Raw genomic sequence first — 14,316 nt, forward strand, 5'->3', positions numbered from 1 at the left:
CATGACGCCATGCAACGCGACGGTAGCCCCACCATGACACGCGCGACGCGACGCGGACTCTGGCGGATCGCCGCGTGGCTGGGCGCCGGCGGCGTGCTGGCGGCGGTCTTCCTGGCCTACACCCAGCCCTCGCTGATGCAGCAGCTGGGCGACGCGATCTGGGCCTGCTTCTGAACGGGCGCCGGCCTTGGTTTTCGATCTGACGACGGGTACAACCAGCGCCACGAGCGCAACGACAACGGAGACAACATGGTCGTGATCATCACCGGCGCCTCCGACGGCATCGGCGCCGAACTGGCGCGTCAATGGGCGCGGCGCGAAGGCGCCAAGCTCTCGCTCGTGCTGGCGGCGCGCAGCGTCGACAAGCTCGAGAAGGTGGCGGCGGAGTGCGAGTCGCTCGGCGCCCACACCCGCGTGCAGCGCTGCGACGTCGAGTCGCAGGAGGACTGCCAGGAACTCGTGCGCACGACGCTGGGCGCCTTCGGCGCGATCGACGTGCTGGTCAACAACGCCGGCATGTCGGCGCACGCGCTGTTCGACCAGGTCAAGGACCTGGCCTGGTACCAGCGCCTGATGCTGATCAACCTGTGGGGCTCGGCCTGGTGCACGCAGGCCGCGCTGCCGGCGCTCAAGGCCAGCCAGGGCCGCATCGTCGCGGTCTCCAGCCTGGCCGGCCTGCTGGGCATCCCGGGCCGCACCGCCTACAGCGCCAGCAAGTTCGCGATGACCGGCTTCTTCGAGGCGCTGCGCACCGAGCTCGCCGCCAGCGGCGTCAGCGTGACCATCGCCTACCCGGGCGTCGTCGACACGCAGATCCGCTACCGCGGCTTCAACGCGCAAGGGACCGCGTCGGGGCTGAGCAGCCTCGACGAACGCGGCGCGATGCCCGTCCAGGAATGCGCCAGACTGATCCTCGACGGCACGCTGAATCGCGAGCGCGACATCGTCATGACCGCCAAGGGCAAGCTGGGCCGCTGGCTCAAGCTGCTGGCGCCGGCGATGGTCGACCGCATGGCGATGAAGGCCCTCAAGAAGGAACAGCGGCCCGCATGAGCATGACCTCCCTTCCCGCCAGCGCGTCCGCCGGCAGCGCGTCCGCCGGCGGCGCTCCCCACGGCGCCGCCTACAGTGGCTCCCACCGTGCCTCGTTCCCCAGCGACTGGGTGCTGCGCTGGGCGCAGGCCTGGCGCGACCGCGACAGCATCACCGCGCTGGATCTGGCCTGCGGCTCGGGCCGCCATCTGCGGCTGCTGGCCGGCGAAGGCGTCGCCGTCACCGGCGTCGACCGCGATGCGGCGGCGCTGGCGTCGCTTGCCGGACTGTCCGACCGGATCGAGCTGATCGAGGCCGACATCGAGCAGGGCCCATGGCCGCTGGCCGGCCGCGTCTTCGACCTCGTGCTGGTCACCCACTACCTGTGGCGGCCGCTGCTGCCGCGCGTGGTCGAGGCCGTCGCCCCCGGCGGCTGGCTGATTTACGAGACCTTTACCGACGGACAGCAGACGGTCGGCCGGCCCGCCAATCCGGACTTCCTGCTGAGGTCCGGCGAGCTGCTGGCGGCCGTCCACGGCCTGCGCGTGGTCGCCTACGAGGACGGTTTCATCGAGACGGAGCCCCCGTCCCCGGGGGCGGCGTGGTCAACGGCCGGTATGTCCAGCGCGTTGCTGCGGTTCGCGAGAACCGGCCCGCCGACGCCGCGCCGCCTGGGGTCTACCCGAGATACCGGCTGCGCTGAGCGGGCAAGCCCGCGAGTGCCCCGGATGAGCGCCGAAAGAGCCCCGGCGCTTCAGTAGAATCCGCCGATCCAGAGGAATCCTCAATGAACGCAATTGTTGGCAGCATCGTCGCGCTGGTCACGCCGATGCATGAAGACGGCCGCATCGACTTCGATGGGCTGCGCAGCCTGATCGACTGGCACATCGACCAGGGCACGGACGTCATCGGCGTCGTCGGCACCACCGGCGAGTCGCCGACGGTCACGATGGAAGAGAACCGCGAGGTCATCCGCGTCACCGTCGAGCATGTCAAGGGCCGCAAGCCGGTCCTCGCGGGCACCGGCGCCAACGCCACCGCGGAGGCCATCGAGCTGAGCCGCTTCGCCAAGCAGGTCGGCGCCGACGCGACGCTGTCGGTCGTCCCCTACTACAACCGCCCCTCGCAGGAAGGCATCTACCAGCATTTCAAGGCGATCGCCGAGGCGGTCGACATCCCGATGATGCTGTACAACGTGCCCGGCCGCACGGTCGCGGACATGTCCGTGGAAACGACGTTGCGCTGCGCCACGCTGCCCGGCGTGTTCGGCATCAAGGACGCGACCGGCAACATCGAGCGCGCCGCCTGGCTGATCAAGCATGCCCCGCAAGGCTTCAGCATCTACTCCGGCGACGACGCCACCGCCATCGCCATGATGTTCATGGGCGGCCGCGGCTCCGTCAGCGTCACCGCCAACATCGCCCCGAAGGCGATGCACGAGATGTGCGCGGCCGCGATCGAGGGTCGTGTGCGCGAAGCCACCGCGCTGCACTTCCAGCTGCTGCCGCTGCACAAGCAGCTGTTCTGCGAACCCAGCCCCGCACCGGCCAAGTGGGCCCTGAACAAGCTGGGCCGCTGCCCCAACAACCTGCGCCTGCCGCTGACGCCGCTGACGCCCGCCGGCCAGGACCTGGTCGCAGGCGCCCTGCGCGACGCCGGCCTGCTCTAATCACTGCCGGCCGGCGCGCGCCGGCCGCACCCTTTCCCTTCAGCGGCCGCGGGCCGCAGCGACCTACCTCGGAGATCTCCAGCGTGACTCGTTCCCTTTCTGAATCCGGCGCGCCCACTCCGGTGCGCGTGGCCTGCCTGATGGCGCTGGCCTCGCTGACGGCGTGCAGCACGTTCGAGAGCATCACCAGCAGCGACAAGGTCGACTACCGCACCCAGGCCAAGCAGACCACCGGCCTGGACGTGCCGCCGGACCTGACGCAGCTGCCCAAGGAAAACCGCCCCACCGGCCCGATCAGCGCCGCGCAGATGGCGGCGCAGCCGAATGCGCAACGCCAGGGTGTCGCCACGGCCGGAGCACCGGTCGCGCTGGACAAGGCCGGCACGGTCGAATTCCATCGCCTGGGCAACGCCCGCTGGCTGCACAGCGCGCTCCCGCCGGAGCAGCTCTGGCCGCAGATCAAGGGCTTCTGGCAGGACCGTGGCTTCACGATCGAGTCCGAGGACCAGAACGTCGGCCTGATGGAAACCAACTGGGCCGAGAACAAGGCCAAGCTGCCCCAGGACTTCATCCGCAAGACCCTGGGCAACCTGCTGGATTCGCTGTACTCCACCGGCGAGCGCGACCGCTACCGCACGCGCCTCGAGCGCAACGACCAGGGCGGCACCGACATCTACATCACGCACCGCGGCCTGATCGAGGTCTACACGAACTCGCAGCGCGACGAGACCGGCTGGCAGCCCCGCCCGTCCGATCCGGAGCTGGAAGCCGAGATGACCTCGCGCCTGATGCTCAAGCTCGGCGGCAAGGAAGAGGACGCCAAGACGCTGCTCGCCAACGCGCAGCAGCCGGCGCCGTCGCTCCCCGACGCGCCGCGCGGCAACGCACCGCGTTCGCTGGCGGAGGTGCCGGACCAGCTGAAGATCACCGAGGACTTCGACCGCGCCTGGCGCCGGGTCGGCCAGTCGCTGGACCGCCACGGCTTCACGATCGAGGACCGGGACCGCAAGCAGGGCCTGTTCTTCCTGCGCTACGCCGACCCCAACCAGGCCGGCAAGGAAGAGCCCAACTTCTTCCAGCGCCTGTTCGGCGCGACCAGCGCGTCCACCGCGGTGCGCTACCGCGTCTCGGTCAAGACCGAAGGCACGACCTCGACGGTCATGGTCCTGGACGACAAGGGACAGCAGCAGACCAACGAAATGGCCAAGCGCATCCTGCAACTGCTGATGGAAGACGTGCGCTGACCCCACTCGATGGCGGACCACCGTACGCCATCAGTTTGCGCAAAACAAAACGCCACCTTCGGGTGGCGTTTTTCGTTGGGCGGACCATTCGACGGGAGGGCCGTCCGCATTCGCTTCGGCGAGGCCTGACAAACTCCACTCTAATACCAGCAGCGGGACGTCGACGCAGACACGCAGACAAAGAGGCAGACAAAGAAAAAGCCGCAAGGGCGAACCCTTGCGGCTTTCTCTGGACGAGTGATCGTCTTAGTTGCTGGCGGCCGAAGCGGGCGCAGCAGCGTCGGAAGCGGCAGCCGAAGCTTCCACGGCCGGGGCCGAGGCTTCAACGGCCGGAGCCGAAGCTTCCGGAGCCGGGGTCGCCACGGGAGCGACGGCTTCTTCCTTCTTGCCGCAAGCGGTCAGGGCAACAACGGCCAGCAGGGAGGCCAACAGGATCGACTTTTTCATACTTGTCCTCAAGTAACTTTTAGACGAACAATCAATTACCGGTAATTAATGAAGTCGTACCAGATGACAAGTACAACTTCAGCAGACCAAGACGTGAGAAACCTCGAGCGCTTCCCTCGCCTAGCCAATGATTATAGACGCCAGTTTGTAATCTCCTTACAACCCGAGGGTGCTGCTGGCGAACGAGTCGACAGAACGTTGCTCAATAGCGTCAAACCACTCGCCAGCCATGGCTTCTTCGCGGGCGTCATGCAACGACAGGGACGCCCTCGCCGGTGTCCACAGCTTCAACGTCAGCAATCCGGGTGCCAGCAGCAGGCCCATGGGCGCGGGCGTGCCGCGCTCGGCGAGGTCGGCCGGATCGAAGGCGCGCGCCTGGACCACATGGTCGTGGGTCTGGCGCCACTGGACGAAACGAGGATGGACGCGCCGCAGCGTCTCGTAGTGGTGGGCCGACAACAGGCGCAACTTGCGATGGGGCAACGCCCAACGATGCAGCGCGTCCAGCAACCCGGACTCGGACAGCGGCCAGTCCGCGAAGTCGGGATCCAGCCAGCACAGCTCCCGCCCGCCCTGCTCCGCAGCCCGCTGCAGCGCTTGCCGCAGCATTTGCCGGACCTCCGCCGGCGAGTCGACGACTCCTGCCTGAAGGGCCTCCGGGGGCATGGGATCCGGTGACATGTCGAGCTCCTCGTGACGATGGCGGGTGTCGGTGTCGTTCGGCCTCAGTCAGGCGGGCAGGACCCAGCCGTCTTCGGTCCACTGGTCCAGCAAATCGCGTGCGCCCTCGCTGAGTTTCGCGACTTCGGCGGCGGACAGCTCGCGGCGGTCCGCCATCCGGCGCATCAGCGTCGCATCGCGGCCGCCCGCACGGAAGGATTGTCCGTTGATGAAGACATGGGCCGCGTCGTACATCATGCGGGACCGGCCGCTCAGCCGTGCGCCCTGCCCCGCCGGCAACGCCTCGCCGGGCTCGAAGAAGACGCGGGGCTTGGGCTCCGTCAGCGCTTCGCCCAGCGCGCGCTCGAGCGCCAGCGGTTGCGACGCGGCCCTCAAGACCGCTTCGCGCGCGAACGTCGTCAACGCGTCCGGGATGCGGCCCGGTTCGCTGGTGGCCGCCTGGCGCGGATCGACGTACAGCCGGTCGCCGCGCGGCGCCTCCTCGTCGTCGGTGAGCCGGACCAGCAGTTCATTCGCCAGCTCGCTGCGCCATGGCGAGCGGAAGCCCACCGATGCCGTCATGCAATCGCCCCCGACCGCCACCCCGTCGTGCGCCCAGCCGGGTGGCAGGTAGAGCATGTCACCGGGCTCGAGCACGAAGTCCTGTTCCGGCTCGAAGTCCGACAACACCTTCAGCGGAACGTCCTCGCGCAGCGCGCCGGTGGTCGACACGCCCAGACGGCCGATGCGCCATTGGCGCCGTCCGCTGACCTGGATCAGGAAGACGTCATAGGAGTCGAAATGCGGGCCGACGCCGCCGCCCTCGCTGGCATACGACAGCATCAGGTCGTCCAGCCGGGCCTCCGGAACGAACCGGAAGCGGCTCAGCAGCGTCCGTGCGGCCTCAACGTGCAGATCCAGCCCCTGGACCAGCAGCGTCCATTGCGGCTTGCTCCAGGCGGGCAGCTTGGCGATCGGGCCCTGGCGCATCGTCCAACGCCCCCGCCTCTTGCGACACGAGGCGGCACTCCACCTCGTCGCTGGCCGCCAGGCGAGCCAGGCCCGCGCGATCGATCGGCGGCACCACGCCGGGCAGCGCCTGCCGCACCAGCAGCGGCTGCTTCTGCCAATGACGCTTCATGAATTGGGCGGGGCTCAGGCCGCCGAGCAGCGGCAGTTTCGCGTCGACGTCGATGCCGGCAACGTCGGGCGCGGCCGGGGCTCGCGTCGATGGGGCCGGGGCTGTCTGGGGGGACTTGGACTTGGAGGTCATGGGCGCGCATTGTCTGAGAGAATTGCGCGATGCAAATCACTGCCCCCTGCGTCGTCTCCCTGACTTGGAGACTCGAGGACGCCCAAGGCCAATCCGTCGAGGTGCTGGACCCGCCGATGGAGTTCTTCTACGGTGGCCAGGACCTGTTCACGAAGGTCGAGGAAGCGTTGACCGACAAGCTCGCCGGCGACGAGGTCAGCGTGGCGCTCGAGCCCGAGGACGCGTTCGGCGACTACGACAGCGCCCTGGTCTGTTTCGAGCCGCGCGAGGTCTTCCCCGAGAACGTCGATGTCGGCATGCAGTTCGAGGGCTTGCCGGAAGGCTCGTCCACGCCGGACATGCCGGCCGACCGCATCTATACCGTCACCGAGGTCTATCCGGAACATGTGGTGCTCGACGGCAATCACCCGCTGGCCGGCGTCGGACTGCGCATCCATGTGACGGTGCACGACGTGCGCGAAGCCACCGAGGAAGAACTCGAGGCGGGCTCGCTGGGCGACTCGGGCTTCACCGTCGCCACCGGCCTCACGAGCGGCCCGGGACCGGACGAGCCGATCCACTGACGACCGCGACCCCAGCATCCGGAAAGCCCTGCACAGGCGGGGCTTTGCCATTTCTTGGGGCCACGATGAAGGGCTTCGCACCCGGCTCCGCTCAGTCCGCGGCCCGATCCTGCGGCATCAGGGGGACGGCTGGTCGCGCCGGCATGGCCAACGAGTCACGGCCACACAGGCGCCGGTAGAGATCGAAGATCTTCGCCTCCAGCTCGTCAGGACTGCAGCAGACGCGCGCCACGATCAATCGGGCGCGATAGTTGTGGATCTGCTCCCGCACCGCATGCGACCAGCTCTGGTGGCCGGGCGTCAGGTCGAAGGTGCTGCTGCGCAGCGCATGCAACCAGCCGATCAGCACCGGCTCCGGCAATCCCGCCAGCGTCTCAGTCAGCGTCCTCGGCGGCCGCAGGTGGCCGGCATGCAGGCGGTGGAGCATCAGCAGCCGGATCACCAGGGCCGGATCCGAGGCCGCGATCATGGCCAGCGCCTCATGCGGCGCGCCATGCCGCACCAGGCGGAACATCCGGCCGAGCACGTCGAGGTCGCAACTGGGCAACGATCGCGGCGACTCTTCCTGCGGGGCCATCAGCAGATCCCCCTGGAAATAGCGCACGCCCATCGCCATGAGGCGCAGGTAGTCCGCCGGCTCGGTCATCCGGTCGGCAATCAGCGGGACGCCGGCCTGGCGCGCCAGTTCCTGGACACTCGCCCACGCACTCACCGGCGCCAGCGACACATCCAGCTTCACGAACGACGCCATCGGCAGCCAGGCGGTGCGCGGATCATCCGGCGACACCACGCCCGCCAGCGCGAAGCGATAACCGCGCGCATGCAGTTGCGCGATCCGTCGTGTCACCGCCTCCTGGACGGGGAGTCCCATGGGCAACTGGATCGTGCCGAGGGTCCCGCACAGGACATCCGCGATCGGGCTGAGCAGCGTCGCCGCGTCCATGTCGATGAAGAGGCAGCCCGGACGCCGATGCGCCAGGCCGCCGTCCAGCAAGGCCTGGCTCAACAGCAGGCTGGTCGCATAGGCACTGGGCGGCGGCGCCCGGCGCACGCCTGCACTCCAGCGGAAGCAGAGCTCCTGGCCCATCGGCTCGACCGAGCCATCGATGATGGATTGACGTGCGAAACGGGAGCTGGCGGGTTCGGATTGAATCAGCAGCCGGGCTACCGTGACGCCGCTGCGGGAGGGTCGGGAAGATTGCATGGCCATGAAGATCGTCGACAGACCCGGACGCCCGGGCGGGACGTCAGTATTTCCAGGAACGCGCCAAGGTTCGATGGCTCAGCTCAGTGGCAATGCAGCGGTTTCCGACTGGGAACAGTCGCCGACCGACTCGTTTGCTGGGTTCGGCGCCGGCCACATCGTCAACGGAAGGACCAGCGAGGTCCGTGCGCCGTGTGGCGTGCGTTCGAAACTGAAGCGCGCGCCGATGCGTTCGGCGCGGCGCCGCAGACCGTCCAGGCCGGTGCCGCCGGCCAGTGGTGACCCGCCATCGCAGGGGTCATCGAAGGGGTCATCGCAGGCCCTCGCGGCAAGGCCTTCGCCGGCCTCGCGCCGCGTCGCCCCGGACTGGCCGTTGTCCTCGATGAGCACCTCCAGCCGCTCGCCGTGCAGTACCCTCATGCGGATCGAGAGCCGGCTCGCCCGGGCGTACTTGATGGTGTTGGCGACGGATTCCTCGACGATCCTCATCACCTGCCTGGACAGATCGGCCAGCAGGACGATTTCAGGGCCGTCGGGAATGTCGTACTCGATCTGGAAACCGGCCCGCGTCAGCGAATCGTCGAGATTGCTGCAGTACGTGAACAGGATGTCGTGGACCGTTCGCTCCTCGTGGACCTCCGTCACCGAGATGATCTCCCGCAGATCCTTCAGCGCATCCATCAGGCCGCGCTCGAGGCGCTCATGGTCGATGTCCCGGTCGCGCACGCTGAACAGCGTCGTGACCAGCTTGGAGCCGATGCCGTCATGCAGGTCCCGGTAGATCCGGTCCCGCTCGGCCTGCGCGGCGGAATCGGCTTCCATCTCGCGCTGCCGGTTGTAGCTGATCAGCAGCTCCCGCTCGCGCTGCTGCAGCGTGTCCGTGAGGATGCGGTTGTTGTCGCGGACCCGCTTCACGTTCGCCTGGAACTTCGTCAGCAGGATCTGCGCGACGACGAACAGTAGCAGCGGCACGCTCAGATGGCTCAGGAAGATCGGCGTCACCAGCAGATGCGACAGCGACCAACCCGCGTCCGGCATCGGGAAAATGACGAGTTGCCGCACCGCATTGTGGTCACGCAGCGCGAAGACCTGTGCCAGCACGGACTGGAACAGCAGCGACATGGCCGTGCGCGAACGCGTCCGCGCCACATGCAGCGCGAGTCGCGAGCAGGCGTAGAGATGGAACACGAGCAGGACCGGCAACCAGTAGGCGTCGAGCCATTCGCGGCCTCGCGGCCCCAGCAGCGGATAGGTCGCCGCCGCGAAGGCGGCCACGCCGAACAAGGCCAGCATCCCGCCGCGCCCCAGGGGCTCGTCGACAAAGGCGAACAGGAACAGCGTCAACACCACCACAACGCCTCCGATGCAGGCGTACTGCGCCCAGAGCCACAACGGCACCAGCGCGGCGGGAACGTACGGCAGCAGCACCAGCGAGAAGAGCACCGACCACAGCACCGTCGTCGCGCCCGCATGCAGGAACACGGCACCCTCGCGCCGGTTCGCCAGCCACGCGCCCAGCATGAACATGCCCGCGAGCAGACAGAAGACATTCGAGGCATTGGCCAGCGAGGTCCCCACGAACAAGGTCAGTTCGCTGATGTAGGAGATGGTGCCGAGGTCGCCGATGTAGAGCGGCGCGATGTGGATCTGCCGGTCCCAGGTCGTGAGCTCGACCGTCAGCACGTTGCCTTGCGGCTGCACGAGGCTGCGCGCCAGGGGCACCTGCAAGGGGCGGTACCACTTGTAGCGCGCGTCGGCCGTCGACTTCGGCAGGCCGGCGACCCAGACCCCGTTCAGGTAGACGTCCATGCCGTCGAGGGCCTGGCTGATCAGCAGGCTGGTGCCGGGGATGCGCGAATCGCCGCGGAACGGCGCTCCCGCCAGCGGGGTGCAACACGGCGGCGGTCGGGACAGGTAGCGATCCAGATCGATCCGGAATCTCGCCCGTTTCAATCCGGCCGCCTGGCTGACGTCGTGGAAGTAAGGAAGGGCGAAGGCCCGCTGGTGGGCGAGGACCGGCCCCTCGAGCCGAGGGGTCTCCGGACCGGCATCGTCCGCATCGGCACTGGCCTGGACGATCTCCAGGTCCTGGGCGCCCTCGACACGGTAGACCCGCGTCGCCAGGCTGCTGGTGGCCACCACCAGCAAGGTCAGGACGAAGAAAGTCAGCCAGAAGAACACCGTCTTCAGCGAACTGCGCCTCGGACTACTCATCGATGAGCCCGTGCAGACGCGCCGCGTTGGCCGCCATCGCCCGGGACTTCACGCCCAGCTTGCGGTAGACGCTGCGCAGATGCTGATTGACGGTGTGATGCGAGATGCTGAGCCGGCGCCCGATCTCGACGATGGGCAATCCATCGGCAAGATGGCGCAGAACCTCCCACTCCCGTTCACCCAGCCCGAGGTCGCGCAGCAGCTTCTGCCGGTCGACATGGGGCCGCACGTTGTTCTCGAGCATCGTGATCCGCTCGACGACGAGTTGCGCGACCGCCGGGCTCAGCGGTGCCTGCCCGTTGTGCGCGCTGACGAGCTTGTCCACCATCGCCGGCTGGATCTCGTCCTTGAGCAGGTAGCCGCTCGCCCCGGCCCGCAGGCTGCGCATCACATGCTTGCTGTCGCCGAAGGTGCTGACGACGACGCTGCGCGACTCCGGGCACTTGTCCTGGATCAACCGGATCAGTTCAACGCCGTCGACGTCCGGCAGCCCCAGGTCGACGATGTACAGGTCGGCACGATTGGCGAGGATCGCCGCCACCGCCTCGCCGCGATTCCTGGCGACGCCCACCACCTCGCAAAAGCTGCTGTTTGAAATCACGTCCACCAACCTTTTCATGACGGTGGCGTCGTCTTCGATGATCACGACGGCGATACTCATTCCCGGACTCCTTCTCACTCGTTATCCCAATACCCAAAGGCGGGCACAGTTTCGCGAGCGAGCAGAAACGAGCAATCACCGAAGCAAGTAAAGCCGAAAACGCCGGACTACTGACTTCAGTGGTGGTCCAGGACGCGCGGCGGTGGGGCCTCCCAGTCCTCGTCGACGGGCTGCGCGACCCGGCGCCATCGGCCTTTGATCCAGTCTTCCGTGCTGGCCGCCAGGCAGGCGACGAACAGCATCCCTCCCCCGTCGCCAGCAGATAACCAATGACAGTAAGTTCAAATAAGGGATGACCGGGGGTCATAGACTCGGTTCGTTCGGCCAACAGACATCCGCCGCCGGCAAGCGCGAGCCCGATCGAGATCGCGTACATGTTTCTCATGGCACCCATCCATTTGCGCACTATTGATCGCAGTGTCACCGACTGCGATCAGTTTGCCAGTTACTCAAAAATGCATTTGTCGACTTCCTGTCGCCAGCTCTTCAATATTCGAGTATCGAATTTTCTGATCGGCCACTGAATTCGTATCGTCGACTGAAGTCATGGAATATCCGGCGCGGGTGGGAGCCCTCTTTCAGCGGCGGCGGGCGCCGATACCGAAGCAGAAAACAGAACGGGCGCCCGAAGGCGCCCGTCGCGAGGAGGATCCCGTGCCGGGATCAGCGCAGGAAGCGCCCTCTCGGATCGATGATCGCGATGTCGGCGTAGTTCGTGCCGGTATGGTCGGTCGGTGAGTAACCCACCTCCATCCCGCCGAGGTCGTAGCGCGTCATGCTGTTGAGCACCTTCTGGATGGCAGCGCGGCTGGGATCCTTGCCGGCGCGCTTGAGTGCCTCGACCAGCACCTTGGCGGACGCGAAGCCCTCCATCATGGCCGGCGTGACCTGCCCGGCGGATTCCGTCGGGTGCGCCTTCACCAGATCGCCCAGTTCCCGGACCATCGGCACGTTGGTCGAACGCTCGCTCGGGAAGACCTGCGAGACGATGATGCCGGCGGCGTTCTGGCCCAGCAGCTGGACGAAACCGTTGGAGGCGTTGTTGGACAGGGTCGCGCCCAGGATGCGCGACCCGGCCGCGCGCAACGCGTTGATCGTGTCGGCGGTGATCTGCTGCGACGCGACCAGCAGCACGACCTGCGGATCGGCGGCGATCAGCTGCTTGACCACGCCGGCGATGTCCGGCTTCTCGCGTTCGTAGGTGAAGTGGGCGACCGGCTTCATCTTGCGGTCGTTGAAGCCCGTCATTGCGCCGGTGATGCCGTCCGCGCCGAAGGTGTCGTTCACCTGCACCAGCGCGATGCGGGTGTTGCCCATCTCCAGCAGCAGCTGGACGGCGCGTTCGGCTTCGCGCTGATAGGTCGAGCGCACGTTGAAGACGAAGGGATGGACCGGCTTGTGCAGCAGCATCGCGCCGGTCGACGGCGCGATCAGCGGCACCTGGGCCTTGTCGAGCAGCGGCATCACGGCTTGCGTGTGCGGGGTGCCGCGGGTCAGGAACAAGGCGACGGCGCCCTTGTCGATCAGCGTCTGCGCGTTGGCGGCGGCGCGCTTGGGATCGAAACCGTCATCCAGCGACTGCAGGTCGATCTTCTGGCCGTTGACGCCGCCGGTGGCGTTGACCTTGTCGATGTAGAGCTTGGCGCCCAGCGTCAGTTCCTTGACGCTGGCGGCGACCTGGCCAGTGAAACCGGCGGTCTGGCCGATCAGGATGTCCGCATGCGCGGCGGCACTGAGGCCGAAGGCCACCAGTGCGGTGGCGATGGAAGCGGCGAACCGGCTCAGGGGCCGGTTGCGTGTTGACTTGCTCATGGTGGTCTGTCCCGCCGGCTCGTCATGCGACCGGCTGTGTCTCCAGCACGCCGGCGGTCAGATCGCCGCCGGCCCCTCGGCGCCGGCACCCCCATGTTCAGGGGGATCAGCGCCCCGCGCGCATCTTAGCCACGATGTCCGCTACCCGCCCAAGCATCGCCTGCGTGTCGAAGGTCAGAACGTTGCGATTCGACAGCACCTGCCGGCCGCCCACCCAGACATCCGTGACATGTTCACGCCCGGCGACGTAAACCAGCTGCGCATCGGCGTGATACACGGGCTGGCATTCGATCGAGTCCAGGGCCACCGCGACGACGTCGGCCAGCTTGCCCGCCTCGAGCGTCCCCAGGTCGTTCGCGCGGCCCATGGCCTTGGCGGCACGCACGGTGGCCATCTCCAGCGCGGTGCGCGCGGTGACCGTCAGCGGGTCGCCGGTCACGCCCTTGGCGAGCAGCGCCGCGGCGCGGATCTCGCTGAACATGTCCTGGCGGTTGTTGGAGGCCGCGCCGTCGGTCCCGAGGATGGTGTTGACGCCGGCCGCCTCCAGCGCCTTCACCGGCGCGACGCCGGACGCCAGCTTCAGGTTGGAGCTCGGGTTGTGGACCAGGTGCACGCCCTGCTTCGCGACGAGGTCGATCTCGTCCGGGGTCAGATGGACCATGTGGACGGCGATCATCTTCGCGTTCAGCAGGCCGAGCTTGTTCAGGCGCGCCAGCGGACGCTCGCCATACTGCTTCACGCTGCCGTCGATCTCGTCCTGCGTCTCGTGGATGTGGCAGTGCATCTGCAGGTCGTACTTCTCGGCCAGCTCGCGCAGCTGGATGAAGGTCTCGTCCGAGACCGTGTACGGCGCGTGCGGCGCGCTGGTCCAGTCCAGCAGCTTCTCGCCCTTGAACTGCTCATAGGCGGCCAGGCCCTTGTCGATGTAGTCCTGCGCGTTGGCGGCGTAGCCGGTCGGGAAGTCGATGACGTTGATCGACACGCCGGCGCGGATGCCGCTGTCCACCGCCGCGCGGGCCATCGCGGTGGGGAAGAAGTACATGTCGTTCAGGTAGGTCACGCCGCCGCGCAGCGCCTCGGCCGCGGACAGCAGCGAGCCCTGGTAGGTCCAGTCCTCGCTGACCCACTGGCGCTCCAGCGGCCAGATGTGGTTGTTGAGCCAGTCCATCAGCGCGAGGTCGTCCGCGACGCCGCGCAGCAGCGACATCGCCGAATGCGTGTGCGCATTGATCAGGCCGGGGATCAGCACGTGGTTCGGCAGTTCGACGCGCTCGGCGTCGGCGTAGCGCTTCAGGGCCTCCTCGCGCGGCAGCACGGCGGCGATGCGCTCGCCTTCGATGGCCAGCGCGTGCTGCTCGAGCACCGGGCTGTCCGGGGTCATGGTGATCAGCCAGCGGGGCAACAGCAGCTTCACGGCTTGGGTCGTCATCGGGGGTTCTCCTTGCTCACGCCGCTCGGCGCGAGGTGCATTGTCTAGATTCTTGGCGGCGTCGTCGCGTGATCGCCTGGCACGGCGTGCCATCGTGCCATCGTGTCA

General features: G+C 67.5%; 14 protein-coding genes and 1 pseudogene. 6 read left to right on the forward strand and 9 right to left on the reverse strand.

The window, feature by feature from the left end; genetic code table 11:
- Positions 1–9 precede the first annotated feature (9 nt).
- From ACQ86G_RS25660 to bamC, 5 genes are all read left to right on the forward strand, one after another.
- Entirely contained in the window at positions 10–174 is a 165-nt protein-coding gene (locus ACQ86G_RS25660; RefSeq protein WP_431257927.1) for a hypothetical protein, read from the forward strand.
- Between the two features lie 75 nt (positions 175–249).
- On the forward strand, positions 250–1,053 hold the full coding sequence (locus ACQ86G_RS25665; RefSeq protein ID WP_431257928.1) for an SDR family oxidoreductase: 804 nt from the start codon (positions 250–252) through the stop codon (positions 1,051–1,053).
- Positions 1,050–1,793 carry a class I SAM-dependent methyltransferase gene (locus tag ACQ86G_RS25670; protein ID WP_431257929.1) on the forward strand — a complete coding sequence of 248 codons (744 nt, stop codon included), beginning with the start codon at positions 1,050–1,052 and terminating at the stop codon, positions 1,791–1,793. The genes ACQ86G_RS25665 and ACQ86G_RS25670 overlap by 4 nt, the downstream gene beginning before the upstream one ends.
- 26 nt (positions 1,794–1,819) lie before the next feature.
- Positions 1,820–2,701 carry a 4-hydroxy-tetrahydrodipicolinate synthase gene (gene dapA / locus ACQ86G_RS25675; RefSeq protein ID WP_431257930.1) on the forward strand — a complete coding sequence of 294 codons (882 nt, stop codon included), beginning with the start codon at positions 1,820–1,822 and terminating at the stop codon, positions 2,699–2,701.
- An 83-nt stretch (positions 2,702–2,784) separates the two neighbouring features.
- Positions 2,785–3,945 carry an outer membrane protein assembly factor BamC gene (bamC, locus tag ACQ86G_RS25680; RefSeq protein WP_431257931.1) on the forward strand — a complete coding sequence of 387 codons (1,161 nt, stop codon included), beginning with the start codon at positions 2,785–2,787 and terminating at the stop codon, positions 3,943–3,945.
- A 246-nt stretch (positions 3,946–4,191) separates the two neighbouring features.
- Here bamC and ACQ86G_RS25685 read toward each other — a convergent pair whose 3' ends face one another.
- The 3 genes and pseudogenes from ACQ86G_RS25685 to ACQ86G_RS25695 all read right to left on the reverse strand — a co-directional run bounded on the left by ACQ86G_RS25685 (position 4,192) and on the right by ACQ86G_RS25695 (position 6,247).
- A complete protein-coding gene (locus ACQ86G_RS25685) occupies positions 4,192–4,392 on the reverse strand; it encodes a hypothetical protein (protein WP_331612821.1) in 201 nt (66 codons plus the stop codon).
- A 156-nt stretch (positions 4,393–4,548) separates the two neighbouring features.
- Entirely contained in the window at positions 4,549–5,073 is a 525-nt protein-coding gene (locus ACQ86G_RS25690) for a hypothetical protein (protein WP_431257932.1), read from the reverse strand.
- A gap of 48 nt (positions 5,074–5,121) precedes the next feature.
- Positions 5,122–6,247 (reverse strand): annotated as a pseudogene (locus tag ACQ86G_RS25695) (JmjC domain-containing protein).
- Between the two features lie 107 nt (positions 6,248–6,354).
- On the opposite strand from ACQ86G_RS25695, the gene ACQ86G_RS25700 reads away from it, so the two are divergent.
- Entirely contained in the window at positions 6,355–6,888 is a 534-nt protein-coding gene (locus ACQ86G_RS25700; RefSeq protein ID WP_431257933.1) for an FKBP-type peptidyl-prolyl cis-trans isomerase, read from the forward strand.
- A gap of 91 nt (positions 6,889–6,979) precedes the next feature.
- Here ACQ86G_RS25700 and ACQ86G_RS25705 read toward each other — a convergent pair whose 3' ends face one another.
- The 6 genes from ACQ86G_RS25705 to ACQ86G_RS25730 form a co-directional block, all read right to left on the reverse strand.
- The gene (locus tag ACQ86G_RS25705) at positions 6,980–8,092 is read right to left on the reverse strand and encodes a hypothetical protein (protein WP_431257934.1); all 1,113 of its coding nucleotides are present in this window, start codon (positions 8,090–8,092) and stop codon (positions 6,980–6,982) included.
- A gap of 78 nt (positions 8,093–8,170) precedes the next feature.
- On the reverse strand, positions 8,171–10,306 hold the full coding sequence (locus ACQ86G_RS25710) for an ATP-binding protein (RefSeq protein ID WP_431257935.1): 2,136 nt from the start codon (positions 10,304–10,306) through the stop codon (positions 8,171–8,173).
- Complete coding sequence (locus ACQ86G_RS25715) at positions 10,299–10,967, reverse strand: response regulator (RefSeq protein ID WP_431257936.1); 669 nt, start codon at positions 10,965–10,967, stop codon at positions 10,299–10,301. The genes ACQ86G_RS25710 and ACQ86G_RS25715 overlap by 8 nt, the downstream gene beginning before the upstream one ends.
- 116 nt (positions 10,968–11,083) lie before the next feature.
- A complete protein-coding gene (locus ACQ86G_RS25720) occupies positions 11,084–11,209 on the reverse strand; it encodes a hypothetical protein (RefSeq protein WP_431257937.1) in 126 nt (41 codons plus the stop codon).
- Between the two features lie 421 nt (positions 11,210–11,630).
- Positions 11,631–12,779, reverse strand: a complete 1,149-nt coding sequence (locus ACQ86G_RS25725; protein WP_431257938.1) for an ABC transporter substrate-binding protein — start codon at positions 12,777–12,779, stop codon at positions 11,631–11,633.
- Positions 12,780–12,885: 106 nt separating this feature from the next.
- On the reverse strand, positions 12,886–14,208 hold the full coding sequence (locus ACQ86G_RS25730; protein WP_431257939.1) for a TRZ/ATZ family hydrolase: 1,323 nt from the start codon (positions 14,206–14,208) through the stop codon (positions 12,886–12,888).
- Positions 14,209–14,316: the final 108 nt, after the last annotated feature.

Origin of the sequence: Roseateles chitinivorans, from assembly GCF_050632145.1 — a bacterium.
Taxonomy (GTDB): Bacteria; Pseudomonadota; Gammaproteobacteria; order Burkholderiales; family Burkholderiaceae_C; genus Roseateles; species Roseateles chitinivorans_B.

Bases quoted from the DNA above. Each gene is read 5' to 3' on its own strand.
- ACQ86G_RS25660 (WP_431257927.1), top strand. From the start codon at position 10: ATGCAACGCGACGGTAGCCCCACCATGACACGCGCGACGCGACGCGGA.
- ACQ86G_RS25665 (WP_431257928.1), top strand. From the start codon at position 250: ATGGTCGTGATCATCACCGGCGCCTCCGACGGCATCGGCGCCGAACTG.
- ACQ86G_RS25670 (WP_431257929.1), top strand. From the start codon at position 1,050: ATGAGCATGACCTCCCTTCCCGCCAGCGCGTCCGCCGGCAGCGCGTCC.
- dapA (WP_431257930.1), top strand. From the start codon at position 1,820: ATGAACGCAATTGTTGGCAGCATCGTCGCGCTGGTCACGCCGATGCAT.
- ACQ86G_RS25685 (WP_331612821.1), bottom strand. From the start codon at position 4,392: ATGAAAAAGTCGATCCTGTTGGCCTCCCTGCTGGCCGTTGTTGCCCTG.
- ACQ86G_RS25690 (WP_431257932.1), bottom strand. From the start codon at position 5,073: ATGTCACCGGATCCCATGCCCCCGGAGGCCCTTCAGGCAGGAGTCGTC.
- ACQ86G_RS25700 (WP_431257933.1), top strand. From the start codon at position 6,355: ATGCAAATCACTGCCCCCTGCGTCGTCTCCCTGACTTGGAGACTCGAG.
- ACQ86G_RS25705 (WP_431257934.1), bottom strand. From the start codon at position 8,092: ATGCAATCTTCCCGACCCTCCCGCAGCGGCGTCACGGTAGCCCGGCTG.
- ACQ86G_RS25710 (WP_431257935.1), bottom strand. From the start codon at position 10,306: ATGAGTAGTCCGAGGCGCAGTTCGCTGAAGACGGTGTTCTTCTGGCTG.
- ACQ86G_RS25715 (WP_431257936.1), bottom strand. From the start codon at position 10,967: ATGAGTATCGCCGTCGTGATCATCGAAGACGACGCCACCGTCATGAAA.
- ACQ86G_RS25720 (WP_431257937.1), bottom strand. From the start codon at position 11,209: ATGCTGTTCGTCGCCTGCCTGGCGGCCAGCACGGAAGACTGGATCAAA.
- ACQ86G_RS25725 (WP_431257938.1), bottom strand. From the start codon at position 12,779: ATGAGCAAGTCAACACGCAACCGGCCCCTGAGCCGGTTCGCCGCTTCC.
- ACQ86G_RS25730 (WP_431257939.1), bottom strand. From the start codon at position 14,208: ATGACGACCCAAGCCGTGAAGCTGCTGTTGCCCCGCTGGCTGATCACC.